At 44.9% G+C, this 26,294-nt stretch carries 20 protein-coding genes; 15 read left to right on the forward strand and 5 right to left on the reverse strand.

The annotated features are described in order from the left end of the window. Window positions 1-149 precede the first annotated feature (149 nt). From HYN59_RS10500 to HYN59_RS10515, 4 genes are all read left to right on the forward strand, one after another. On the forward strand, window positions 150-4,607 hold the full coding sequence (locus HYN59_RS10500) for a translocation/assembly module TamB domain-containing protein (RefSeq protein WP_108778218.1): 4,458 nt from the start codon (window positions 150-152) through the stop codon (window positions 4,605-4,607). 208 nt (window positions 4,608-4,815) lie between these two features. Next, entirely contained in the window at window positions 4,816-5,802 is a 987-nt protein-coding gene (pfkA, locus tag HYN59_RS10505; protein ID WP_108778219.1) for a 6-phosphofructokinase, read from the forward strand. A gap of 37 nt (window positions 5,803-5,839) precedes the next feature. Continuing rightward, window positions 5,840-6,841 (forward strand): type I glyceraldehyde-3-phosphate dehydrogenase, encoded by a 1,002-nt coding sequence (gap, locus tag HYN59_RS10510; protein ID WP_108778220.1) that lies wholly within the window; start codon window positions 5,840-5,842, stop codon window positions 6,839-6,841. Between the two features lie 149 nt (window positions 6,842-6,990). Beyond that, window positions 6,991-7,842: an N-acetylglucosamine kinase gene (locus HYN59_RS10515; protein WP_108778221.1), complete on the forward strand. Its 852-nt coding sequence runs from the start codon at window positions 6,991-6,993 to the stop codon at window positions 7,840-7,842. 77 nt (window positions 7,843-7,919) lie between these two features. Here the strand turns inward: HYN59_RS10515 and HYN59_RS10520 are convergent, their stop codons facing one another. Both HYN59_RS10520 and HYN59_RS10525 read right to left on the reverse strand, forming a co-directional pair. Further along, on the reverse strand, window positions 7,920-8,300 hold the full coding sequence (locus tag HYN59_RS10520) for a RidA family protein (protein ID WP_108778222.1): 381 nt from the start codon (window positions 8,298-8,300) through the stop codon (window positions 7,920-7,922). Between the two features lie 18 nt (window positions 8,301-8,318). Next, window positions 8,319-10,985 carry a putative LPS assembly protein LptD gene (locus tag HYN59_RS10525; protein WP_108779708.1) on the reverse strand — a complete coding sequence of 889 codons (2,667 nt, stop codon included), beginning with the start codon at window positions 10,983-10,985 and terminating at the stop codon, window positions 8,319-8,321. A 121-nt stretch (window positions 10,986-11,106) separates the two neighbouring features. On the opposite strand from HYN59_RS10525, the gene HYN59_RS10530 reads away from it, so the two are divergent. Together HYN59_RS10530 and HYN59_RS10535 are read left to right on the forward strand one after the other, a co-directional pair. Then, window positions 11,107-12,198: an N-acetylmuramoyl-L-alanine amidase family protein gene (locus HYN59_RS10530; RefSeq protein ID WP_108779709.1), complete on the forward strand. Its 1,092-nt coding sequence runs from the start codon at window positions 11,107-11,109 to the stop codon at window positions 12,196-12,198. Window positions 12,199-12,408: 210 nt separating this feature from the next. After that, complete coding sequence (locus HYN59_RS10535) at window positions 12,409-13,587, forward strand: N-acetylmuramoyl-L-alanine amidase (protein WP_245895531.1); 1,179 nt, start codon at window positions 12,409-12,411, stop codon at window positions 13,585-13,587. Between the two features lie 69 nt (window positions 13,588-13,656). Here HYN59_RS10535 and HYN59_RS10540 read toward each other — a convergent pair whose 3' ends face one another. After that, window positions 13,657-14,535, reverse strand: a complete 879-nt coding sequence (locus HYN59_RS10540; RefSeq protein WP_108778223.1) for a hypothetical protein — start codon at window positions 14,533-14,535, stop codon at window positions 13,657-13,659. Between the two features lie 438 nt (window positions 14,536-14,973). Between HYN59_RS10540 and HYN59_RS10545 the strand changes: the two genes are divergently transcribed. The 9 genes from HYN59_RS10545 to HYN59_RS10585 all read left to right on the forward strand — a co-directional run bounded on the left by HYN59_RS10545 (window position 14,974) and on the right by HYN59_RS10585 (window position 24,801). Then, window positions 14,974-15,921, forward strand: coding sequence for an MlaD family protein (locus tag HYN59_RS10545; protein WP_108778224.1), 948 nt, complete (start codon window positions 14,974-14,976; stop codon window positions 15,919-15,921). A gap of 36 nt (window positions 15,922-15,957) precedes the next feature. Then, window positions 15,958-17,289, forward strand: coding sequence for a (Fe-S)-binding protein (locus HYN59_RS10550; RefSeq protein WP_108778225.1), 1,332 nt, complete (start codon window positions 15,958-15,960; stop codon window positions 17,287-17,289). Further along, window positions 17,289-17,741 (forward strand): LNS2 domain-containing protein, encoded by a 453-nt coding sequence (locus tag HYN59_RS10555; protein WP_108778226.1) that lies wholly within the window; start codon window positions 17,289-17,291, stop codon window positions 17,739-17,741. The genes HYN59_RS10550 and HYN59_RS10555 overlap by 1 nt, the downstream gene beginning before the upstream one ends. Window positions 17,742-17,744: 3 nt before the next feature. Next, the gene (locus HYN59_RS10560; protein WP_108778227.1) at window positions 17,745-18,533 is read left to right on the forward strand and encodes a (Fe-S)-binding protein; all 789 of its coding nucleotides are present in this window, start codon (window positions 17,745-17,747) and stop codon (window positions 18,531-18,533) included. Window positions 18,534-18,545: 12 nt separating this feature from the next. Beyond that, window positions 18,546-19,028, forward strand: coding sequence for an ABC transporter ATPase (locus HYN59_RS10565; RefSeq protein ID WP_108778228.1), 483 nt, complete (start codon window positions 18,546-18,548; stop codon window positions 19,026-19,028). An 86-nt stretch (window positions 19,029-19,114) separates the two neighbouring features. Continuing rightward, window positions 19,115-22,024 (forward strand): serine hydrolase domain-containing protein, encoded by a 2,910-nt coding sequence (locus HYN59_RS10570; RefSeq protein ID WP_245895533.1) that lies wholly within the window; start codon window positions 19,115-19,117, stop codon window positions 22,022-22,024. Window positions 22,025-22,231: 207 nt separating this feature from the next. Then, window positions 22,232-22,687, forward strand: coding sequence for a DUF1801 domain-containing protein (locus HYN59_RS10575; protein WP_108778229.1), 456 nt, complete (start codon window positions 22,232-22,234; stop codon window positions 22,685-22,687). A gap of 329 nt (window positions 22,688-23,016) precedes the next feature. Continuing rightward, window positions 23,017-24,153 (forward strand): N-acetyl-alpha-D-glucosaminyl L-malate synthase BshA, encoded by a 1,137-nt coding sequence (gene bshA / locus HYN59_RS10580; protein ID WP_108778230.1) that lies wholly within the window; start codon window positions 23,017-23,019, stop codon window positions 24,151-24,153. A gap of 219 nt (window positions 24,154-24,372) precedes the next feature. Next, a complete protein-coding gene (locus HYN59_RS10585; protein ID WP_108778231.1) occupies window positions 24,373-24,801 on the forward strand; it encodes a protease complex subunit PrcB family protein in 429 nt (142 codons plus the stop codon). A gap of 62 nt (window positions 24,802-24,863) precedes the next feature. Here HYN59_RS10585 and HYN59_RS10590 read toward each other — a convergent pair whose 3' ends face one another. Next, window positions 24,864-25,454, reverse strand: coding sequence for a hypothetical protein (locus tag HYN59_RS10590; RefSeq protein ID WP_108778232.1), 591 nt, complete (start codon window positions 25,452-25,454; stop codon window positions 24,864-24,866). A gap of 3 nt (window positions 25,455-25,457) precedes the next feature. Continuing rightward, window positions 25,458-26,291: an endonuclease/exonuclease/phosphatase family protein gene (locus HYN59_RS10595; RefSeq protein WP_108778233.1), complete on the reverse strand. Its 834-nt coding sequence runs from the start codon at window positions 26,289-26,291 to the stop codon at window positions 25,458-25,460. Between the last annotated feature and the right edge of the window lie 3 nt (window positions 26,292-26,294).

Genomic DNA, 26,294 nt, shown 5'->3' on the forward strand with positions numbered 1-26,294 from the left:
CGGATTTTGAGTTATAAAAAAGGGTTAAAGCAAATTTAACATTAGTAAAAATTCCTACTTTTGTTGAGAATTGCCGTTATAAAACACACGACAAATTTAAAACAATTAGCAGTATCAAAAAACTTAAAAAAATACTTGTTCGTACACTGATGGGGATCGTCCTGTTTTTGTTACTGCTGGGCATCGCTTTATCCCTTCCTTTTGTCCAGACCGAGATAGCCCATTATGTTGCTGATGAGGTTAATAAAAGCTTCGGTACCAATATACAGATAGACAAGATCGCCATCTCCATTTTCGGCAGTGTGAAGCTCAAAGGGGTGGTGATACTGGACCACCATAAAGACACGCTTATTTCTGCCGACAGGCTGCAAACCAATATCCTCAATTTTCGTGCGGCTACCAACAGCGACCTCCGTTTCGGGACACTGAAGGCAGAGCGGCTGAATTTCCACATGAAGACCTACAAAGGCGAGGCTACTTCCAACCTCGACCATTTTGTAAAAGCCTTTGATGACGGCAAACCGGGAAAAGGGAAATTCCGTCTGAAGGCGGGCGACCTGATGGTATCGAACGGGCGTTTCAGGCTTACCAATGAAAATGCAGTTACCCCGCGTGTACTCGATTTTAAAAAGCTGAACGGCGAACTGGGCGACTTCTACATCAAGGGCCCGAACGTTACCGCTGATATTAAAAAGCTCTCATTGCTGGACCACAGGGGCTTGTTCGTGGATAACCTGAAAGCGGGCTTTACATATACGAAAACCAATATAAAGCTTAAAGACCTTGAGTTGGTAACCAGCCAGTCGGCGCTGAAAGGGGGCGTGACGCTTACCTATGGCAAAGACGATATGAAGGATTTTGTGAACCGCGTTAAGTTTGATTTTAACGTAGAAAGAGCTACGGTATCTTCCAATGAGCTGAATATGTTCTATAACGAGTTCGGCAAAAACCAGAAATTTTATCTTTCGACGCATCTTACGGGGCCTATGAACAATTTTGTGCTCCACAACCTGAAGCTGCTCGATGCACGCCAGTCTGAAATTATTGGCACCATCAATTTCAGGCACCTGTTCGACAAGGCAGGCCCGGGCTTTTATATGAATGGTAATTTCGACAGGGTTACTTCAAATTATGCCAACCTTAAAGGCATCATGCCACGCATACTTGGCAAAAGCCTTCCGGAAGTTCTTGATAAATTCGGTCGCGTAGACCTTGTAGGTGATGTGGTGCTGACCAAAAAAGACCTCACAACCAACCTCTATATAATGTCGGAACTCGGCGAAGCGCAAGCCGACGTTGCCGTAAAAAATTATAATCAAAAGGATATAGCTACTTACAAAGGGACTATCGACCTTGATAATTTTAATATTGGCAGCCTTACAGGCCAGAAACTTGTCGGCACTACTACGCTTCACCTGGATGTGGACGGTAAAGGCTTTAATAAGGAATCGCTTAATACGGCGCTAAAAGGAGAAATATCCCGCCTGGCGCTCAACAATTACAATTACAAGAACATAACGATTGACGGTAGGCTTAAATGGCCGTTCTTCCAGGGGAATATCAACAGTAACGACCCGAACCTGCTAATGAGCTTTGACGGGCTTGTGGATATGAGCAAAAGAAGCAACAGCTACGATTTTCATGCCCAGATAGACTATGCCGACCTGAGGCTGCTCAACTTTGTAAAGAAGGACTCAATCTCTATATTCAAGGGCGACCTCATGTTCAATGCCAATGGCTCCAACCTGAACGATATGGCGGGCAAGCTGCAGATATCACAGCTTTCTTACCAAAACAGCAAGGACAGTTACTATTTTGAGGACTTTTTTATCGAATCAGCTTTTGATGCGGATAACGTAAGAACCATAACCTTCAACTCCACCGATATTATTGAAGGAAGGGTTACGGGCAAATATGATACTAAACAACTTCCGAAGCTTATCGAGAACGCATTAGGCAGCCTGTATACCAACTACTCGCCGCACAAGCTTAAGAAAGGGCAGTTCATTGATTTTGACCTTACCATTTACAACAAGATAATCGATATTGTGCTCCCCGATGTTGCCGTTGGGCCGAATACAAAGCTGCGTGGGCAGATCAACGCCGACAAGGGCGAGTTTGTACTGGCATTTGATTCGCCGAGCATAACAGCTTATGATAACCAGTTCAGCAATATCGCCATCGATATCAATAATAAGAACCCGCTGTACAACGCCTATGTGAGCATGGACAGCATCAGGGTAAAAAATTATAAGATATCCGACTTTAGCCTTATCAATGTAACGCAGAATGATACCCTTTTCCTGCGCTCGGAGTTCAAGGGCGGGAAAGAGGCTAAAGATGCTTTCAACCTGAACCTGTACCACACGATAGATAAGAATAATAATTCGGTTGTAGGTTTCAAGAAATCGGAGATTAACTTCAAGAATTACCAATGGTTCATCAATGAGAATGATACCAAAGACAATAAAATTGTTTTCAATAAAAAGCTTACCGATTTTTCTGTCGACAAGCTTACCATGTCGCACAACGACCAGATGGTAGAGCTTATGGGGATGATAAAGGGGAAAGAATACAAAGACCTCAAGCTGAAGTTCAATGATGTCGACCTGCATAAGATCACACCGAATTTAGACAGCCTCAGCTTTGGCGGCAGGGTGAACGGGGAAGTGAGCCTGAAACAGGATAAGCAGGAATTCCAGCCGGCATCGTCAATAACTATTGACAGCCTGCGGGTCAACACATTCGAACTGGGCGATATGTCCCTGGAAGTGACGGGAGACAGGGCTTTCCGGAAGTTTAACGTCAATTCCACTATCGCGAAAGATGGCAAGGAAACCTTTTATACCCACGGCAACATCGAGGTAGTGGACAAGCAGACCATCCTGTCGCTCGATGCGGTATTTACCGATTTCGATATATCGCCGCTAACGGTATTCCTGAAATCCGTGTTCCCGGAAATACGCGGCAAGGCTTCGGGCCGGGCTGCTATTGTGGGCAACGTCAAAAAACCGGAGATCGACGGGCGCCTTTATGTGAAGAAAGGAGGGGTAAAGGTAGGCTACCTGAACACCGACTATGATTTTGAGGATAATGCTGTGGTAGACCTTACAGAAGAGCTTATTTTCTTCAGGAATATCGAACTGACCGATACCAAATACAAGACAAAAGCAAGGCTCAACGGAAGCCTGCACCATGATATGTTTAAGAACTGGGAGCTTGACCTGAAAATGAACTCTGACAGGATTTTGGTGCTGGATACTGAAGATTCGGACGATGCGCTATACTATGGTACGGCTTTTATTAAAGGTGGAGCCACCATAACAGGACCTGCTACCGGATTATATATTGAAGTGGACGCCACATCAGAAAAAGGCACGGATATAAAGATACCTATGAATACAGCGGGAGCTGTGGGCAATACGGCAGCCTTTATCCATTTCCTTAGCCCGAAGGAAAAAGAGAACAAGCTAAAAGGTATAATCAAGGAGGCCAAGACTGTAAAAGGGCTTGAGATGCGCTTTGACCTGAACATTACACCCGATGCCAAACTGGAGGTGATTATTGACAAGAACACTGGCCATAGCTTAACAGCCTCAGGGAACGGGACACTGCTCCTTGATATTAATACGCTGGGTAAATTCAATATGTATGGGGATTTCAGTGTTGTAAAAGGTTTATATAACTTCAAATATGGAGGGCTTCTTGATAAACAATTCATTGTTAAGCCGGGTGGTTCCATTGTCTGGGAAGGCGACCCAACGCGTGCTACACTGAACCTTGAAGCGGTGTACAAAACACAAGCTAACCCGTCGATACTGCTCGAATCGCCTACCTTCAGCAGGAATATCCCGGTAGAGGTGGTTATTGTACTGACAGGTAACCTTACGGCTCCAAACCCCGATTTTATAATTAATTTCCCGGGTATAAGTTCGGTACTAAAATCGGATATCGATTACAGGCTGAGCGATATGGATACCAGGCAGACACAGGCTCTGGCCCTCCTTTCTACGGGCAGCTTCCTGAGCCCTACCAATGGAAATACTGCGATAGCGGGAAGCCTTTTTGAGAAAGCGAACAGCCTCTTCAACAGCTTATTTGGCGATGGAGGGGGCAATGTGAATGTATCGGTGAATTACTTCCAGGCCAATAAGAACCCTTATGCGGAGACCAATTCGCAGATATCGCTTTCGCTTTCGTCGCAGATCAACGACCGAATCACGGTCAACGGCCAGCTTGGGGTACCGGTAAATGGAGTTACCGATGCAGCGGTAGTAGGTAATTTTGAAGTGCAGTACCGTGTTAATGAAGATGGTACCCTGAAAGGAAGGGCATTTAATCGCGAGAACGATATCAACTTCCTGGGTGAAGGCATCAACTACACGCAGGGTATCGGCTTAACGTATGACGTAGACTTTGATACCTTTAATGAACTGATGCAAAAGATATTCCGGAAAAAGGAGAAGGTTGAAGCTAATAATACCAATGAGAATGATATGCCGGATTCCGACCTTGCTCCGGATTATATAAAATTTGATGACAGCAGGCGCAAAAAGAAACCCGCCGGTCAGGATAGCGAGCCTGTTAAGATCCCTGAGACTGATTAATCAATAAATAAAAGAGTTTAAAATTTTATAATGTGAAAAAAAAGCGAGTGTATTTTAGTGATGCAACCGCTTTTTTATACTTTTTAACATATCGTAAAGAAAAACTTATTAACGAAAACGTTTGAAATGTTGCAGATTTGATAATGGAATGTAAAATCAAATAAATAATTGATATTAAATTATTAATTTTACAATCAAATACTAAAAAATGTCGCTTAACATAAAAAAAATAGGCGTGCTTACATCCGGAGGTGACTCCCCGGGAATGAATGCCGCCATCAGGGCCGTTGTACGTACATGTGCTTTCCATAACATAGAATGTGCCGGTGTTTACAGGGGTTACCAGGGAATGATAGAAGGGGATTTTAAAGAAATGGGTCCCCGTGCAGTGAATAACATAATCAATAAAGGAGGTACTATATTAAAATCGGCAAGGTCTAAAGAGTTCATGACCGAAGAAGGCCGTAAAAAAGCGCATGCCAACCTCGTGAAACAGGGCATTGATGCACTTGTTGTAATAGGGGGGAACGGCAGCTTTACCGGAGCGCTGTTATTTAACAAGGAGTTCGGCTTTCCTGTAATTGGCATACCGGGCACTATTGACAATGACATTTTTGGCACCAGTTTTACGCTGGGCTATGATACGGCACTTAATACTGTGGTAGAGGTAATCGATAAAATCAGGGATACGGCAAGTTCGCACAACAGGCTTTTCTTTATAGAAGTAATGGGGCGCGATGCAGGCCATATCGCTTTGAATGCGGGCATAGGCGCAGGTGCGGAAGAAATATTAATACCGGAGGAAGACATGGGGCTTGACAGGCTGCTGGATTCACTCAGGAAAAGTAAGGCTTCGGGCAAATCATCAAGTATCGTTGTGATAGCCGAAGGTGATAAAATAGGCAAAAATGCCTTTGAGCTTAAGGACTATGTAGAGGAAAACATGCCCGAGTATGACGTTCGAGTATCTATATTAGGGCACATGCAGCGCGGCGGGTCGCCATCATGCTTTGACAGGGTACTGGCCAGCAGGCTCGGTGTAAAGGCTGTGGAAACCCTGCTTGAAGGAAACTCCAACTACATGGTAGGGCTTATTAGGGATGAGATCGTACTTACCCCGCTTGAAAATGCCGTGAAGGGCAAAACGCAGGTAGATAAAGAGCTCATACGTGTTTCAGATATCGTTTCTATCTAAATTCAAATAAACAAAATCCAAAAAACATCTATTTACAATGACAAAAGTTAAATTAGGAATAAACGGTTTTGGCCGTATCGGCCGTATCGTGTTCCGCGAAACCTTTAACAGGGATAATGTAGAAGTGGTAGCCATAAACGACCTGCTTGATGTAGATCACCTGGCATACCTTTTAAAATATGATTCAGTACACGGACGTTTTGCAGGCACAGTTGAAGTAAAAGACAACCAGCTTTATGTAAACGGTAAACATATCAGGGTAACTGCAGCCAAAGACCCTTCTACCCTTAAGTGGGATGAGGTGGGCGTAGACGTGGTTGCCGAGTGTACCGGTATCTTCACTACCCTTGAAACTGCTGAGGCGCACATCAAAGGCGGCGCTAAAAAAGTGGTTATCTCTGCACCATCGGCAGATGCGCCGATGTTTGTTATGGGCGTAAACCATGACAAAGCTACAGCAGCAGACAAGATCGTATCGAACGCTTCATGTACTACCAACTGCCTTGCACCGCTTGCTAAAGTGATCAACGACAACTTTGGTATCGTGGAAGGCCTTATGACAACGATCCACGCGACTACAGCTACCCAGCTTACAGTTGACGGACCGTCAAGAAAAGATTTCCGTGGCGGAAGGGCAGCATTGCTTAACATCATCCCGGCAAGTACAGGCGCTGCAAAAGCAGTAGGCAAAGTAATCCCGGAATTGAACGGCAAGCTTACAGGTATGTCGATGCGCGTTCCTACGGCAGACGTATCAGTGGTAGACCTTACTGTAAAAATAGCAAAAGAGACCAGCTATGACGAGATCATGGCAGTGCTTAAAAATGCGTCTGAAACAAGCCTTAAAGGTATCTTGGGCTTTACAGAAGATGACGTTGTATCTCAGGATTTCATCTCTGACTCAAGGACAAGCATTGTGGATGCCAAAGCAGGTATCGGGCTTAATTCAACGTTCTTCAAGATCGTTTCATGGTACGATAACGAATATGGCTATTCAAGCAAGCTAATCGACCTTTCGGTGCATATCGCATCTTTGTAATATTTTTTATTTGTCCCGGTTTTCTTTTTGAAAGCCGGGACTTATGTTTTTTATAAAGGGAGTTAACCTTATGATGACGGAAACATGACTGTAAGGTAATTTTCATCAAACACAAAACCGACTAACCCAAAAACTAACCCAAAATATTTATGAAATTACTTGTTGACAGTGGTGCCACAAAAGCCGACTGGATTGCACTGGATGAAAACGGCAACAGGCTTTTTACCACACAAACCCTGGGCCTGAGCCCTGAAGTCATCAATAAGGAAGAAGCCCTTGAAAGGCTTGAAGCCCGTTTTGATATTTATAATAACCGCAATGATGTAACGAGCCTTTATTTTTATGGCGCCGGCTGCGGTACCGACAGGATGAAGAATTTTATGACGGAGATTTTCGAGGAATTTTTCCCGCATGCCGAAGTAGTAAGCGTTAAGGAAGATACCTATGCCGCTGCTTATGCTACCAACCCTACCAACGAAAAAGCGATCATCTGCATTCTTGGCACAGGGTCTAACTGCAGCTATTTTGACGGAGAGAAACTACACCAGAAAGTGCAGTCGTTAGGCTATATCGCTATGGACGATTGCAGCGGGAACCGTTTTGGCCGTGACCTGGTGCGTGCCTACTACTTCAATAAGATGCCGGCACACCTTGCTAAAAAATTCGAAGAAGAATACGACCTTGATGCAGATACTATAAAACACAACCTTTACAAAGAGCCTAACCCTAATGCTTACCTGGCTACCTTTGCAAAGTTCCTGATACAAAACCGTGAGGAGCCGTTTATGAAAGCGCTTATCATTGATGCCATGCAGGTATTTGTAGACAACTATATCACACAATATGAGAATGCACACGAGGTGCCTGTACACTTTGTAGGCTCTATAGCATTTTACCTGAAAGCTGAACTGGCCGAGGTATTGGGTAAAAACAACCTCAAGTTAGGCAATGTATTAAGGAGGCCAATTGACGGGCTTATCGAGTACCATGAGCTTAACTAATAATGATTTTACCAATAAGACAAATGAGAAAGGCCCTGCATTAGCGGGGCCTTTTGATATTAAAAGCTTTGATGTTTTTAAAGTATCGCGGTCATTGATATCTCCACGTTCACGTTCTTTGGCAGTCGTGCCACCTGTACCGTTTCGCGTGCGGGTGCATTACTTTCGTCAAAATAGGCTCCGTAAATGTTGTTTATCTTTGAGAAGTCATCCATGTTCATGATGAATATGGTTGTTTTTACCACATTGCTGAAATCCATGCCGGCAGCTTCCAGCACGGCTTTCATATTTTCCATCACCTGTTTTGTCTCGGTTTCGATATCGCCGGTAATAAGTTCGCCTGTTTCCGGATGCAAAGCTATCTGCCCTGAAGTATAAAGGGTATTGCCTGCAAGCACCGCCTGGCTGTAAGGGCCAATAGGAGCAGGAGCTTTTTCTGTAAAGATTATTTTTTTCATTTTTATGATGTTGTAGAATTACCTTATAACCCTGTCCGGAACCTGGCGTTTATCCCACTTGATGTCACTCAGTACAGACGATTTTATGCCGATAAAGAAGCCCCATGAGGTATTCTGGCCAATAGGGATCCAGTTGAAATCCATCCTCCAGCTCAAGAGGTCGCGCTCAAAGCGGAGCTGTGTGAAGGTAACGCCTTTTTGTACAAAGTCATACCCGGATGAGAAGCCCATTTTCCATCGTGGCGTAATATCAAGGTTGCCCGAAAGCATTATCGAGTTGCCTATGATCTTCCGTTCCCGTGCATTGTTGGAGTAGGTGAGGGAATAGGCGAATTTCAGGTCCCACGGGAGTACTGCATTGTAAAAGCCGCCTTCGGATTTATCTTTCTTTGTCTCGTCTTCTTCCTTGAACATGCTCTTGCGGTTATCGCTCATGTCGGTTGCGCGTCCAAAGAGGTCGTCTTCGCGGCCACCGTTACGTGCGGTCTGGCTGTCTTCGTCCTCGCCATCACCCGATTTGCCGTCCTGGCTTGTTATGGAGTAGTTAAGCGTGATATTGGCGCTTGTCATCCTGAAAAGGCTTCCGCCATTGTCAATATTATAGGTATTAATGCGCCTTCCGGCATTGTTTATGGCGTATGGGTCGAGCGTAGTACCAAAGTTGATGTTCATCTTTTCCTTGAACAGGTTGGTTCCTGCAGAAACCCGCAGCGGCTGCCAGGCCAGTGAGTCGGCGGCCATATCATAGCTGGTAGTAAAGTTAAGGTTGTTAAGCAGCATTACCTTTTTAGGCTCACCCTTGTTGTCCTTTTCATCGTCATTACGTACCTTGGCTTCAAAGGTGTTGTTTACCGCTATACCTACGTTGCTGGCATATCGTTGGCCCGGAGCCCCGAAAAGGCCGCCGTCAAAGCGGCTGTACTGCTTCAGTGTACCTGCCGCGTCATATTGGTAATAGTCATAATACTGGTCAAAGCTTGGCGTGTAGCTGTAGGATACCGATGGGCGCATCACGTGGCGGATGGCCTGTATTTTGCTTTTTTCTCCAAAGGGGAATGTACCATATATTGTAGTACCGATGCTCGATGAGAAATTGTAAGTGCGGTACGAGTCGAACCCTTTAATATCCCTTGTCAGCGCTTTTGCGCTATCGGCATTGAACTGCCTTTTTACCGTATTCATAACCCAGGTTTCCTGGTAATTGGTACTTGCCGTAACGCTGAAATATTTGAACACTTTAAAGTTAGTGCTCAAGGGTATAGTATGCTGCAGCCCGGACTTGGCATCGCGGAACATCTCCGGCTTGAAGAAAAGTGAATCGTAGGTGGCTATCCTGTTCTCGCCGCGAAGGTTATACTGCAGGTTGATGTTCTTTATAAGGCCCTTTTTCGGCGCATCTCCCGGAGCAAAAGGGAATATCCTGTCAACGCTGGCCTGTAGTGTAGGCAGCGTCATATTGATGGCCTTGGTGTTCGTGTTCTGGTTATGCGTTGCGCTCAGGGAAAAGTTCACCTGCGGCACCGTCTGGAAAGTCTTGGAATACGATACCGACGACTGCATGGTGTTGTTAAGGCTCGCTCCAATGTTGTTCATATTGACCGATTGCCTGAAATACTGGCTCGAACCGAGGTTCACACTGGCCGAGAAACGCGAGTTCGGGTTTGCCTTGCTGTCCTGGCTGTGCGACCATTGGATGTTGTATTGTTTGGACCGGGCATAATCAGGGAAGCCCCTTTCGCTCTGGATATTATTATCAAAACGCAGGTTCAGGTTACCGTTAAACTTATAGCGCTGGGCATAGCTTGACTGGAAACGCATGCTGTAGCTCCCGTTGGTATAATAATCCCCAACTACGGTGAGGTCGTAATAATCGCTGAGTGCAAAATAATAGCCCCCATTTTGAAGAAAGTACCCGCGCTGGTTGTTATTACCATAAGTTGGCATGATAAATCCCGATTCTGCTTTAGTAGTCATTGGAAAGAAGGCAAAAGGCAGCATTAGCGGCGTAGGCACATCGGCAATCACAAGGTTGGTAGGCCCTACAACCACTTTTTTACCGGGAACAAACTTGATCTTTGGGGAATAAAAGTAGTATTCCGGGTTGTTGATATCTTTGGCTGTGGTAAAGCGCGCCCCCTTTATGAAGTAAACAGAATCATTCTCTTTTTTTGTCAGCTCGCCTTTTACGCGGAACTCGCCCTGGTCGGAGCGGGAGTTCCATACGCGGGCTTTTTTGGTTACGGTATTAAAGTGTATCGAGTCGGCTTCCACCACGTTATTGCCCTGCTTAAAATAAGGGTATTGCGTGTAGTTGCCCAATGAGTCTTTCAGCCTTCCGGCAAAGACTTCATCTTTATCATATTTCATAATAATCTGCCCCGATTTGAGTTGTATATCTGTATAGTTCAACTCGGCTTCATCGTGCAGGATAAGCAGCTTATTTTTCTGGTCGAGTTTCTCGTAACCCTTAGCCGTACGCTTTACAACAGCATCAAGGCCGTTCTTTTTCTTCTTGACGGAGTCGTTTTTAGTAAGGGCAACAGGATTAATTACCAGACTGTCGCCGGGTTTTTCGGCAGCGGTTGTAGAGGCCGGCTTTACCGGAACTTCCTGGGCCGAAGCCCCGAATATCCCGATTGTTAGGAAAATTGCTGATAAAACGATATGGAATAAGTTCGTACGCAACGTTGTTAATGCTATTTTTGTAAAAATGCGGCCTGTTTTTTGAAGTGTCAAACTTACAATAATTTTGTCAATTAACCATTAAATGTAATTATAACGCAAGCAGGGCATTATGAATACCGCTATGACAACAAATAACAGATTAAAACTGGCTTTCCTTGTATTTATTGCATGCATGGGAACGGTTTTCGCGCAGGGCAACTCAAAGTTCACGGTAGTGCTGGATGCAGGGCATGGCTCCCAGGACACCGGTGCGTCCTACCATGGCTTTAAAGAAAAGGATGTTACGCTCAGCGTTGTGCTCAAGACGGGAAAACTGCTGGAAAAAGAAGGAGTAAAGGTGATCTATACCCGTAAAACAGATGTGTTCATAGAGCTTGACGAGCGCTGCAATATAGCCAACAAGGCTGAAGCCGACCTTTTTGTGTCCATCCATTGCAACAGCGAGACAAAAAAAACTGCCTCTGGTGCGGAGACCTATGTTATGGGTACTGCCAAAAATGCCTCACACCTCGAAGTGGCAAAAAAAGAGAACTCAGTTATCAATTTTGAATCCGATAAAACACGATATGAAGGCTTTGACCCTAATAAGCCGGAAACGATCATTGGCCTCACGCTGTTAAACGAGCAGTCGGCATTCCAGAGCATCGACCTTGCCATAAAGATCCAGGACGGATTCAGGAAGAGCCTCAGGAGGAAAGACAGGGGCGTAAAGCAGGCCCCGTTTTGGGTACTGCACAGGACAGCCATGCCAAGCATACTTATAGAGTTGGGCTTTATTTCGTATAAGCCCGAGGGCGAATACCTCACGTCGGATGCGGGGCAGGACGAAATAGCCGAAGCCATCACGAAATCTATTATGGATTATAAAAAGGAATATTTTATTGCAGGTGATGTAAGCTATACCGAAACCCGTAATGACGATACCCCAAAATCGGCTCCCAAAGCAGTTTCGGTCCCAAAATCAGTAGAAGCTCCCAAAATGATTTCAGCCCCAAAAAAGGGAGAGAGCTTTAAAATACAGATCGCCACAGGGGGTAAGGATCTCGCATTGAAGCCTTCTAATTTTAAAGGCCTTAAAAATGTAACCAAAGACAAAAGCGCATCAACGATACGGTATTTTTACGGGGAGACCACAGACCGGGAAAAAGCTGGTAAACTTTTAGCGGAAGCAAAAGCAAAAGGATATAAGGATGCTTTTATTGTGGCTTTTTAAAGCTAAAATATTGGCAGCAATTACAGAGGGGCTTATTCGCTGTCTTTCAGAAGTTGCCTTCAAAATAAGGTGTAATGGCTATTACTCATACGAAATTTACTTATAAAACAGTCTTAAATTAGTTTGCGACAAATTTGATTAATACTATTTTTGTAAAAAAATAGCTTAATTTTAAAGGAGATCAACGTTTTTATCAAAAATCGGCTATTAATGTATAACACGATCAGGAAAATGGATATTGCAATGACAGGGAACAGGAGACTAAAACTGACTTTTTTTACATTTATTTTATGCTGGGGCGCTGCTTTTGCGCAGGGCAACTCAAAATTCAGGGTTGTGCTGGACCCGGGACACGGCGCAAAGGACTACGGCGCTGTTTACCACGGTTTCATCGAAAAGAACATCGCGCTTAATGTTGCCCTTAAAGTAGGTAAAATTTTGGAAAAAGATCCCGGCGTCCAGGTGATCTATACGCGTAAGACCGATGTTTTCATTGAGTTGGGCGAACGCTGCAATATTGCCAACAGGGCAGATGCCAATGTGTTCGTTTCGATACACTGCAATGGCGAAAGCAAGAAAACGGCTTATGGCACCGAGGCTTTTGTCATCGGTACGACTAAGAACGCATCCAACCTTGAAGTGGCTAAAAAGGAGAATGCCGTTATCAGCCTTGAGGACGATTACAAGGTGAAATATGCCGGCTACGACCCGAACAGGCCTGAAAGCATGATCGGGCTTATGCTCCAGCAGGAAGAATACATCAACCAGAGTATCGACCTTGCCAGTAAGGTGGAGGAGAATTTTACTGATGACCTTAAAAGAAAAAAGAGGGGAGTAAAGCAGGCTCCGTTTCTCGTTTTGCATAAAACAGCCATGCCCAGCATACTTATAGAGCTTGGCTTCCTTTCCTACCAGCCGGAAGGTGAATACCTCAATTCTGAGGCGGGGCAGGATGAGCTTGCTGAGTCTATAGCAAAGGCGATACTTTCATACAAAAAAGAATATTTTATTCCGGGTACTGTCGATTATAAAGAGCCTGCCGTAGCTGACGAACCGAAAACCACACCTAAAACAGAGAAGCCTGTATCAAAACCTGCTGCCGAGAAACCTGTAGCTAAGCCTGTGGCAGACAATGCGACTGCATCTTCAACAAAAGGGCAAAGCTTCAGGGTGCAGATCGCTGCCAGCGGCAATGACCTTGAGACCGTGCCTTCAAACTTCAAGGGGCTGGGGAACATTACAAAAGAAAAGAGCGCCTCAGTCATAAAATATTTTTATGGTGAAACTACCGATCGCGAGCAAGCCAAAACGCTGTTGGCAGAAGCTAAAGCGAAAGGGTATACGTCAGCATTCATAGCTACATTTAAAGACGGTAAAAAAGTCAATTAGATGCCACATACAAAGCGATAAAGGGTTGTAGGATAGATTCCTGCAGCCCTTTATTGTTAGTAGTGGTTTTTATTCCGAAGCCTCCATCGCGTTCGCCATTTTGCTTTTCATGTCTTCAAAATCATCGTTAAAGAATGTCGAGGCATCTTCTATCTGTGCCTTTTGGGCCCCGGTAACAAATTTTTCGAAGTCACGTTTTATATCTGGGTTATTCAATGCTTCATAGTCAAAAACATTGCTGGCATACATGTATTCGAAATGCATGTCAACTTCCTCATAGCTGGCGCAGGATGAGCTCCACTTGGTGTTTTCGCGCGTGAAGAGGACTTTATATTGTTTTATTTTTGGGATGTACATTATCTCGCTTCCAATTTTCAGCACTTCCACGCACACGCCAACAGTGATGGTTTTATAGCTGTCCTTGTTGGCTTCAATCCCGGCCCTAAGAGCGCCGCCCTGTTTTTCAAGGAAAGATTTAAAGGATTGCAGCGCCTGGCCTTCGCCTGTAGCTATGTCCAGCACAAGGTTAATGAAGTCCCCGGCAATCTCTACACCCCTTGTCCTGCGTGAGTAGGTTTGTGTATCAATTTTAGACGGCCCCATCAGCGGAAGCTTGGACAAGGCCATTTCCCAAAGGTCGGCATCAGTCTTATACTGTGCTCCTTTTGCCGCAGCATACCTGTTGATGTAAGCCGTTACTACTGATGTTAATGAGATCAGCAATGATTTCAGTTCAGCCAGTTTCGCTGTAACGATAGGGTCCTGCAACAGCTCTACTCCACAGATGAACTGTATGAGGCCGTCTTTATCGGCGTACGGGTCGTCGCCTTCAGCAATTGCCATATTGGCAAATGCCGGCTCATTAAAAAATGCGTTTGCTTCTTCAAGCTGGTTTTGAAAGCTTTGGCTGCTTAAAACGATCACTGGTTTTTGTTTTAAATTTTTCATGGTTAAATATGATTTGGTTTTCCTACTCATAAGGCTTTTCGGATTGCGCCCCGTTTTTATAGTGTGACTGGACTCCACTTTATGCCGGGATATTCATATTTCGGCTTCAGGTCAAAGTTATTGATAGTCAGGTAATTGTAATATTCATATTATGCATTACCGCTTTTTATCTATGCTTTGTCTATAGTTTCCAACGCCAAAAACATAAAATTCGACGTGAAGTAAACGACTTGCGGAACCGTTATCGCCAACCGGGATACCGTATTATTCAATACATTACTATTTGCGCATACCCGGTATGCGTTTTTAGCCAAAAACCTTGAACTATTAGGAAAACAAGACCGTTAAATTTTTGTAATTTCTTTTATAAGGCTTTTACCATAATATTCACATTGTAATATTTATATTTGCCCTACATTTGTTAAAAAATAATCTATTTTGAAAGTAACAAGAGAAGCAAAAACGGCAATTTTAGTAATAGGCGCAATACTATTATTTATATGGGGATACAGCTTTTTAAAGGGCAGGGACCTTTTTAATTCCTACAAAACCTATTATGTAATTTATAAAGATGTTGAAGGCCTTTCGCCTTCGGCACCAATTACGCTCAACGGCCTTGTGGTAGGCAAAGTAACCGGTATTACATTCACCGACAATGAAACCGGCCTGCTGAAAGTAGAAATGCAGGTAAAAACGGATTTCCCTATATCTAAGACCAGCTACGCAACACTATATGAGCCCGGTTTTATAGGAGGCAAGCAGATTGCGATTATACCCGACCTTAAAAACCAGACCCCAGCCGAGGATGGCGACCAGCTGAAAGCAGGCCTTAAGCCGGGAATGCTTTCTGTAGTAGGGGAAAAGCTATCGCCGCTGCAGACAAAAGTAGAAGCGACCGTAGTTTCTGCTGACAGCCTTCTGCACAACCTTAACAACGTTGTGGATAAGCAGACGCAGGAAAACCTTCGTCGTACTATTGCCGAAATGAGCGCTACCATGCAGGAATTCAACAAGGCAGCGAAATCACTTAATGGTGTAATTTCAGGAAATAAAGCAAATATTGATGCCACAATGGCAAATCTTAATAAGACTTCTGCTAACTTTGCTGAAATATCAGACTCGGTTAATCCGGAGCAGCTTTCGTTAGCTATAAGCAGCCTGGAGCATTCTATGGCAGAAGTAGATAAGATGATGGCCGATGTGCAGGCAGGCAAGGGTTCGCTGGGCAAGCTGCTGAAAGACGAGGTTATGTATAACAACCTCGCCGATGCATCGAACGAGTTGAAATTGCTGCTTGCAGATTTGAAAAATAACCCTAAGCGCTACGTTCATTTCTCAGTATTCGGGAAAAAAGGTACTCCCTATGAAGAGACCCCAAAGAAGTAGCGTGAGGGACAGAGACCGACAGATCACCTTGTTATTATGGCTTATATAGACAATATTCTTTTTGTTATAGTCCTTGCATTAGGATTTGGGTACTTTGCCCTGAATGTAAAAAAACTGGTACGCAACATTAAGCTTGGGCGGGACATCGACAGGCGTGACAACCCCGGCGCACGCTGGAGCAATATGGCTATGATCGCCCTGGGCCAGTCGAAAATGGTGAAGCGCCCGGTTGCGGGTATACTTCACATTATCGTCTATGTAGGCTTTGTTATCATCAACATCGAATTGCTGGAGATCATCATCGACGGTATATTCGGTACCCACCGCCTTTTTTCATTCATGGGTGGCTTTTACAGCTTCCTCATCGGCTTTTTCGAAGTGCTCGCTTTTGGCGTGATATTTTCGGTTACCGTTTTTTGGCTGCGCCGGAATGTGGTGAAGCTGAAACGTTTTATCCACAGTGACCTGAAAGGCTGGCCGAAAAGCGATGCTAATATTATTCTCTATTTTGAGACCGTATTGATGCTGCTGTTCCTTACCATGAACGGTGCTGATGGCTACCTTCAATCTATTAATGCAGAACATTACACCCACGCAGGGGCTTTCCCGATTTCCGGCTTTATAGCACAGCTTTTTGAAGGAATGGATGCCGGCACTGTAATGATCATTGAAAGGGCGGCTTGGTGGATGCACATTATAGGTATCCTTGCCTTTATGAATTACCTTTATTTCTCGAAGCACTTACACATACTGCTGGCATTCCCGAATACGTATTTTGCCAACCTGAAACCGAAGGGCCAGTTTGAGAATCTGGAGTCGGTGACGAACGAAGTGAAGCTGATGATGGACCCGAATGCCGACCCGTTTGCCGCAGCGCCTCCTGCAGCAGAAGGTGAAGTGCCTGCAAAATTTGGCGCTAGCGATGTACAGGACCTGAACTGGGTGCAGCTGATGAATGCATACACCTGTACCGAATGCGGAAGGTGTACATCGGTATGCCCGGCCAACCAGACCGGCAAAAAGCTTTCGCCAAGGAAGATAATGATGGATACCCGCGACAGGCTTGAAGAAGTTGGCCGTAACATCGATAAGAACAAAGGCACATTTGTAGACGACGGCAAAATGCTGCTTAACGATTATATCACACCCGAAGAGCTATGGGCCTGCACCACCTGCAACGGTTGTGTGGAAGCCTGCCCTGTGAACATCGACCCGCTTTCTATTATTATGGATATGCGCAGGTACCTTGTTATGGAGCAGAGCGCGGCGCCTAAAGAGTTAAACGGCATGATGACCAATATAGAGAACAATGGTGCGCCATGGCAGTACAGCCAGATGGACAGGTTAAACTGGAAAGACGAAGCATAATGAACACGGAAGATATAGACAAGAATTTACAGCCGATAACAGAGAACGGCGAGCACTTGAGCCCGATACTTCCGCTGGGCATAAAGAACTACCTGATTGATATAGACGGTACTATTTGCGACGATATACCGAATGAGGAACCCGAAAGGATGGTTACCGCAGCCGTGTATCCTGATGCGCTCGAAACGCTAAACAGGTGGTATGACGAAGGGCACGTGATCTATTTCTTTACGTCGCGTACCGAAGCCCACAGGGAAATTACCGAAACATGGCTGAAGAAATTCGGCTTTAAATACCACGGCATGCTTATGGGCAAGCCCCGTGGGGGAAACTACCACTGGATAGACAACCACCTTGTAAAGGCAACGCGATACAGGGGGAAATTTACCGACCTGGTTGAGAAAGAAGTGACCATCCAGGTTTTTGATGATGGCAAACACGATGAAGATTAAGTTATGGAAAATATTATAGTTCCTACAATGGCCGAAATGATGGCTACAGGGCAGCAGCCGGAAGTATTGTTCTGGGTGGGCTGTTCGGGTAGCTTTGACGACAGGGCCAAAAAGATAACCAAGGCGTTTGTGCGGATACTAAACCGTGCCAATGTGCCGTTCGCTGTATTAGGAACGGAAGAAAGCTGTACGGGCGACCCTGCAAAAAGGGCAGGCAACGAGTTCCTGTTCCAGATGCAGGCTATGGCAAACATTGAGGTGCTCAACGCTTATGATGTAAAGAAGATTGTTACGGCATGCCCGCACTGCTTCAACACGATAAAGAACGAATACCCGGGCCTTGGCGGAAAGTATGAAGTGGTACACCACACCCAGTTCCTGAAATCGCTGCTTGAAGAAGGCAGGCTTACCATAGAAGGCGGGCAGTTTAAAGGCAAGAAAATAACCTTTCACGACCCGTGCTACTTAGGAAGGGCAAACAATATCTATGAAGCGCCACGCGACCTTATAGAGAAGCTGGACGCTGAATTGGTAGAGATGAAACGCTCCCGTGCCAACGGCTTTTGCTGTGGTGCAGGCGGCGCACAGATGTTCAAGGAACCCGAGCCGGGCAACAAGGACGTGAACGTGGAAAGGACCGAAGATGCCTTGGAAACACAGCCTGAGATAATCGCGGCCGGATGCCCGTTCTGTAACACTATGCTTACGGATGGCGTTAAGGCTAAGAACAGGGAACACGATGTTAAAGTAATGGATGTGGCGGAACTTATCGCCAATGCAAAGGATTTATAAGAAAAAAGAATTATGTACGTTCCTTTTGATACACTGCCTGAAGAATCCAGGATATGGATTTACCAGTCGAACAGGAAATTTTCTGATGAGGAAGTTACCGAAATAGAATCGTCGCTACAGAATTTCCTTGAGAACTGGGCGGCACACGGCGCGGGGCTTGAGGCTTCGTACCAGATAAAATACAACAGGTTTATTATTATTGCCATAAACCAGGAGGTACAGGCTGCAACGGGATGCTCTATAGATGCATCGGTACAGTTCATACAGTCGCTGGAGCAGAAATACAATGTAGACCTGCTCGACAAGATGAATGTTACCTTTAAGAACGGCGAGCATATTGCCTATAAGCCGCTTATCGATTTTAAGAAAATGGCTAAAGAGAAATCGGTTTCGGCCAATACTATAGTTTTTAACAACCTGGTAAACACCGTGGGAGAATGGGAAGAATACTGGGAAGTACCCGCAGGGGAAAGTTGGCACAGCCGGTTTTTTTGACAGCTTTTTACACCGGGAAAAATAAGGGAATCATCATTGCATAAAAAGGTAATGGTGATTTTATCATTTAAAAAAATACAACAGTTTTGAAGAGATTTTTGATTGTCGTTTTTCTGTTAGCCATTGGTACAGCATCGGCGCAGAAGGCATTGGGTTTTGATGATTACGCCTCGGCAGGCGAAAGGAAATGGGTAGACAGCATATACAACAGCATGTCGTTTGACGAAAGGGTAGGGCAGCTGTTTATGGTTGCAGCCTATTCTAACAAAGATTCCACGCATGTAAAAGGGATAGATAAGCTGGTGAGGGATTATAAGGTTGGCGGGCTCATTTTCTTCCAGGGTGGTCCTGTGAGGCAGGCAAAGCTTACCAATCGTTACCAGGCAGAATCGAAAGTGCCGATGCTCATTGGCATAGATGCTGAATGGGGCCTTAGCATGAGGCTCGATTCTACCTACCGTTATCCGTGGAATATGACGCTGGGAGCCGTTCAGGACATGAAGCTCATCGAAAAGCAGGGCAAACAGATGGCGATACAGGCAAAGCGTATGGGTATACATTTCAATTTTGCGCCGGTGCTCGATATCAATACGAACCCGTCAAACCCTATCATTGGCAACCGATCTTTTGGCGAGGATAAACTTAACGTGACCGACAGGGCCCTTGCCCTTATGAAAGGCATCCAGAGCGAGGGTGTTTTTGCAACAGGCAAGCACTTCCCGGGACATGGCGATACCGGCACCGATTCCCATACTACATTGCCGTACCTTCCTTTTTCTAAAGAGAGGCTGGAAGATGTAGAGTTCTATCCTTATAAGAAACTGTTTAAAGAAGGGTTGTCAAGCATTATGGTAGCGCACCTTAACGTGCCCAGCATAGAGCCTACGCCAAATTATCCTACATCGCTTTCATATAATTTGATAACCAATATAGTGCAAAAGGAAATGGGCTTCAAAGGCCTGATATTTACAGATGCGCTCAATATGAAAGGAGCAAGCAGCTTTATGGCGCCCGGCGATATTGACCTTGAGGCCTTCCTTGCAGGGAATGACGTGCTGTTGTTTGCCGAAAATGTTCCTGTAGCCATAGAGAAATTCCGCCAGGCTTATATGGACAGCGTATTGTCGGAAGAAAGGCTGCAGCATTCGGTAAAGAAGATATTGGCATATAAATACAGGGGCGGGCTCAATAACTACACGCCTATCGACATAAATAACCTGTACAGCGACCTGAACGGGCATGAGTACGATGACCTGAATTACCAGCTGTATGAGAATGCGGTAACGGTATTGAAGAACGACCAGGAGGCTGTTCCGGTTATGGAACTGGAAACCGAAAAGATAGCCTACGTAAAAATGGGCGATGACGATGGCTCTGTTTACCTGAGTACCCTGCACAAATATGCCGATGTGACTGAAGTAAAAGAAGACAGCCTGCAGGTACTCAAGACGCGCCTTAAAGATTACAGCACCGTTATAATAGGCTATCATAAAGCTGACGGCGCCTGGAAAAAGCACGATTTTTCGGCCAAAGAACTGGTGTGGCTGGATACTATAGCTAAAAACAGCAAGGTGATATTGACGGTTTTTGCAAAGCCATACACCTTGAATGCTATTAAGAACTTTGCCAATATTGAAAGTGTTGTGCTGGCCTACCAAAACAATACCATTTCGCAGACGGTGGCTGCCGAGATCGTATTCGGTGCGTTGGGTGCCAAAGGAAAACTGCCCGTATCTATTGGCACAAATTATAAGGTTAATCACGGAGTATATACAAAAGCGACCAACCGGCTTGGCTTTACCACTCCTGAAAATGCAGGTATGAATTCGGTCGTGCTTCGAAAGATCGACCTGTTGGCAAAAAAAGCGATAGACGAGAAAATGACCCCGGGATTGCAGGTGCTCGTAGCGCGTAATGGCAAGGTGGTGTACCAGAAGTCTTTTGGTTACCATACCTACGAGAACGATGTGAAGGTACGAGATACCGATATTTATGATGTTGCTTCGCTTACCAAAGTACTATCGACACTGCCTAATATCATGCAGCTATACGATAAGGGAGAATTGAAATTGGATGATAAGCTTGGCGATATGCTCCCGGTATTCGCCAAAACAGATAAAAAGAAGATCATACTGAAAGACATGTTGCTGCACCAGGCTAAGTTCCAGCCGTGGATACCGTTCTATCAGGCAACGCTGGACAGCGAAAAGCACCCGGATTCGTTATATTACCGCAGGAGTTACAGTGAAGAATTCCCACACCAGGTAGCCGAAAACCTCTACCTGAGGAAAGATTATCCCGATACGATCATAGCGCGTATAGCAGATAGCAAGCTGCTGAAAAAGAAAGAATACAAGTACAGCGACTTCTCGTTCATACTGCTGAAAGAATATATAGAAAGGCACACCGGAAAGAAGATCGACGTGCTGAGCGACCAGCAATTCTATAAGCCGTTGGGCGCCGCATCTACTACTTATAACCCGTTGCGCAAGTTCGACATGGCCATCATACCGCCTACGGAGATAGACAAATACTTCCGCTACCAGGTAATACAGGGATATGTGCACGATATGGCTGCCGCGATGGAAGACGGTGTTGCAGGGCATGCGGGGCTTTTCTCCAATGCGATGGACGTAGCCAAAATCATGCAGATGTATCTGCAGGAAGGAAATTATGGCGGCAGGCAATATTTCTCACCGAAAACGTTCGATACCTTTAATACCTGCTATGCCTGTAAAGAGGGCAACAGGAGGGGGCTTGGCTTCGATAAGCCGCAAATAGGCAATAATCCTGGTCCTACTTGTGGTTGCGTATCAAAGTCAAGCTTTGGGCACACTGGCTTCACGGGTACCATGACCTGGGCCGATCCCGAAACAGGTATCGTTTATGTGTTCTTATCGAACAGGACGTATCCCGAAGCGGGGGAGAACCGCCTTTCGAAAGAGAATATCAGGGAGGATATACAGAAAGTGATAGAGGAGGCGATTATAGAATAATTTCAGATTTTAGATTTCAGAATTCAGATTGAGTTTCACTCGAAGACCGTAAATATCGTCGGGAACTTCCCCTCCTGTGGAGGGGTGGCTGAAAGCCGGGGTGGTTTTTCTCTTTAAAATTTATAACCACCCCACCCTACGGGCACCCCTCCAAAGGAGGGGAGCTTCACTCAGCTCAATAGAAAAATAGCCAATAAAAATAAAAATATGCAATCTCCAGCAGCCACACCCGATGAATATATTGCCTCGCTTCCTGAAGACAGGAAAGCGGCTATGGAAAAGTTAAGGGGTACCATTAACAAAAACCTACCGAAAGGATTTAAGGAAGGCATAGGATATGGCATGCTATGCTGGTCGGTGCCGCATTCTGCTTATCCTGCCGGTTATCATTGCGACCCAAAAGTTCCGTTGCCATTCCTTAGTGTCGCTTCGCAAAAGAACTTTATTGCGGTGTACCACATGGGTGTGTATGCCGATAAAAATCTCCACGATTGGTTTGTGACAGAGTACCCGAACCATGTAAAGACAAAGCTGGATATGGGCAAAAGCTGTATCCGTTTCAAAAAGCCGGAGATAATTCCTTTTGCGCTTATCGGCGAACTGGTTTCTAAAATTACAATGCAGGAGTGGATAGATCTGTATGAAAAGAATTTGAAAGGATAGTTTACCTTTCAGCTCCGCTATGTCATTCTGAACGCAGCTTGCGGAGTGAAGAATCTCAATTATTGGAGTAGAGATTCTTCCTTCGTCAGAATGACAAACAACATAAACACAAAACCACCATTCCCTTTAACCCTGACCGCAGCGGCATCCTCCCGCCGCGCAGCAGAGGGAGATAGAGCGGAGGGCAGGACCGCCCTTTCCAAAAATGCGTTTAGACGGCTGTTTCCCATACTTTTAAAATGTCATAATAATTATTACTTTAATTCGTATTAAAGCGGGGTTTCGCCTACTTTTTTTATTTAAATTCGTTACTTTATTTTTCGAATTATATGAAAATCGCAATAGTATGTTATCCAACCTTTGGCGGGAGCGGCGTTGTAGCGACCGAGCTTGGGCTGGAACTGGCCCGCAGGGGCCACGAGATACACTTTATCACCTATAGCCAGCCGGTGCGCCTGGCGTTACTGAACCCTAACATCCATTACCACGAGGTACATGTACCGGAATACCCGCTGTTCCATTACCAGCCATACGAGCTGGCGCTCTCGAGCAAGCTGGTGGATATGGTGAAGCTCCATAAAATAGAGCTGCTGCATGTACATTATGCCATTCCGCATGCCTATGCCGGGTATATGGCCAAAAAGATGCTCAAGGAGCAGGGCATCAGGATACCGATGGTAACCACGCTGCACGGTACCGATATTACACTGGTGGGCAATCACCCGTTCTATAAGCCGGCGGTGAGTTTCAGCATCAACCATTCTGATATCGTGACATCAGTGTCGCAGGACCTGAAAGAGGAGACCTACAGGCTCTTCGACATAAAGCGGGAAATCTATGTGATCCCGAACTTTATCGAAATCGATAAGAATAAAATGGATGTGAAATCCGACTGCCACCGCTCAATGATGGCTACGGAGACACAAAAGATCGTGACGCACATCAGTAACTTCCGCAAGGTGAAGCGCATCCCGGATATCGTAAAGATATTCTTTGAAATACAAAAAGAGATCCCTGCCAAGCTCATGATGGTGGGCGACGGGCCTGAACGTGCCGGTGCCGAAAAACTGTGTGAAGATCTTGGAATCAGCGATAAGGTGATCTTTTTTGGCAACAGTAACGAGATCAATAAGATATTGTGCTTTAGCGACCTGTTCCTGCTCCCTTCGGAAACGGAAAGTTTTGGACTTGCGGCACTAGAAGCTATGGCAAGCGGGGTACCGGTGATATCGACCAATACAGGAGGCCTCCCGGAAGTGAACCGCAACGGCTACTCGGGTTACCTGAGCAATGTTGGCGACATACAGGATATGGCAGCAAAAGCCATTTCGATATTATCGGATGATGAAAAGCTGTTGGAATTTAAGGAAAACGCGCTTCAGCTGGCACAGGAATTCGACATCCAGAACATTTTGCCGATGTATGAAAAGGTGTACGAAAAAGCGCTGAAAATGAATTCAAAATAAGTTTTTAGGCTTGCCGGCTGCGGAAAGTCCCGGCTTCGCAAAGTCTCTGACTTTGTGGAAGCGTTGGCATATCTCTGATATGCAAATGAAAGGTCGGAGACCTTTAAACACCTCCGCAAAGTCAGAGACTTTGCGGAGCGTGCGATTATCTATTTAGTCAGAATTTTTTTGGTATTGTATTTGTATAACGGTACAGGTAACCATTAAAAAATAACACTTATGAAAAAATTACTTACGCTCGCTTTGTTGGCACTAATATTTACAAGCTGCAAGATAAACGTAGTGAACCACATTGCAGTTGCTGCCCCGATTACTTTTGAGATACTGAAACAAGAAGCCTATGGCGGCCGTGATAAAGAGTCGGCTGCAGTCATCACATCGCAAAGCCAGCTAACGGCACTGTATAAGGAACTCGGATGGAGTGACGTGCCATCAGTCGATTTTGAAAAGCAGAATGTGGTAGCCTTGTTTATGGGTCAGAAAAGTACAGGCGGCTACAGCATTAGCGTAAAAAGTATTACTATTAATGATGACACAGCCACGATAAAAGTTTTGGAAACCGTACCAAGCGGAATGGCAACTATGGCGATCACCAATCCGTACTGCATTGCACTGATCCCGAAAACGGAGAAGGTAATTGTAGAATAGATTATTATATTTTTGGACAGTCTGAATAAAACTATAGACCTCTTATCTTTTGGTAAGAGGTTTCATTTTTTAAGGGTTTTTGGGAGGATGATCTTTGTGGTATCCCACGCAATGGTTTCGGGGTCGTATTTTTTGCCTGACTTTTTATAGCTTAAAACTACTTGTTCTTCCTGGGTCATTTTGCGTATGGTATAAGCCCATCTGCTTTTCTTATCCCTATCAATACTATTTATTAAGGTTGACCATTCAGGTGAATAAAAAGTGTCACTAATAGAAGCCAATACAAAAGACCTTCCGCCGAATTGAGTTTTTACATTTTCCCGAAAAATGGCATTAAAATGATTTTTATTTATGTAATTTATTTGATCAGGTGTTATTCTTTTAAACTCAGGACGAAAATCAACAGTCGATGTTTTTCCGTATCCACAGCTAGCTCCATGAGGTATATTGAGCATGTAATAATACATTGATCCGTTTTCATCGATTAGAAAGTTTATGTGGGAATAGTAAAGTGGCTCCAACATCGGGATAGAGGGATCTGACTCAGAATTGGCTTTAATGCAATATTCCTGTAAATCTCTTGCTACGATGATGTCTTCTTTATTTTGACATGATACAATTGCAAATAGAAAAAGTATAATTAAGTGTCGCATAATCTATTTCCTTAAAACAAGCTCTACATACACAGGCAAATGGTCACTCGGGTACCGGCAGTCTTTGGAATCGCTCAGTATCGCGTACTTTTGAGTTTTCAGCCCTGTCTTCGGAATGAAAATATAGTCGATACGTTTTGTAACGGGCTTGTTGAATTCAAACCCATTAAATGTGCCTGTTGGCCCAAAAACGAATTCTGAAACCTCTCTTGTATCCAACAGCTCTTTTTTAATCACGGCAATTGGCTCGGCATCCGGCTCCAGGTTGAGGTCGCCCATAACGATGAACGGAAGGTTGTCTTTATTCAGTTCTTTTATCTTTTGCAGGATAAGCTTTGCGCTTTCTACCCGTGCTATATTCCCCATATGGTCGAAGTGCGTATTGAAAACCCACACCTTCTTTTTGGTGTCCTTGTTTTCAAAGAGCCCGTAGCTGCACACACGGTTGTAGGCCGCATCCCATCCTTTTGAAGGCACAGCAGGCGTTTCTGACAACCAGAAAGTAGATTGCTGTAGCACCTTAAACTTTTTGCTTTTATAAAAAATGGCTGAGTGTTCGCCTTTGCTTTTCCCGTCATCACGGCCTACGCCAATGAAATCATAAGCAACCATTGCACTGTCAAGGTAGTGCACCTGTTGTGGCAGCGCTTCCTGTACTCCAAGGAAGTCAGGCTCATAGAATTGTACTTGCTTTGCCAGCATTTCTTTGCGGTTATCCCAACGGTTTTCGCCATCGCTTGCTATGTCCAGGCGAATGTTGTAGGTCATTATTTTATAAGAGGTCTGGGCGTAAGATGCGGTTGAAAGCATGGTGAGTAGAAGTAAAAGTCGTTTCATAAT

This window comes from Flavobacterium album (assembly GCF_003096035.1).
Lineage (GTDB): Bacteria > Bacteroidota > Bacteroidia > Flavobacteriales > Flavobacteriaceae > Flavobacterium > Flavobacterium album.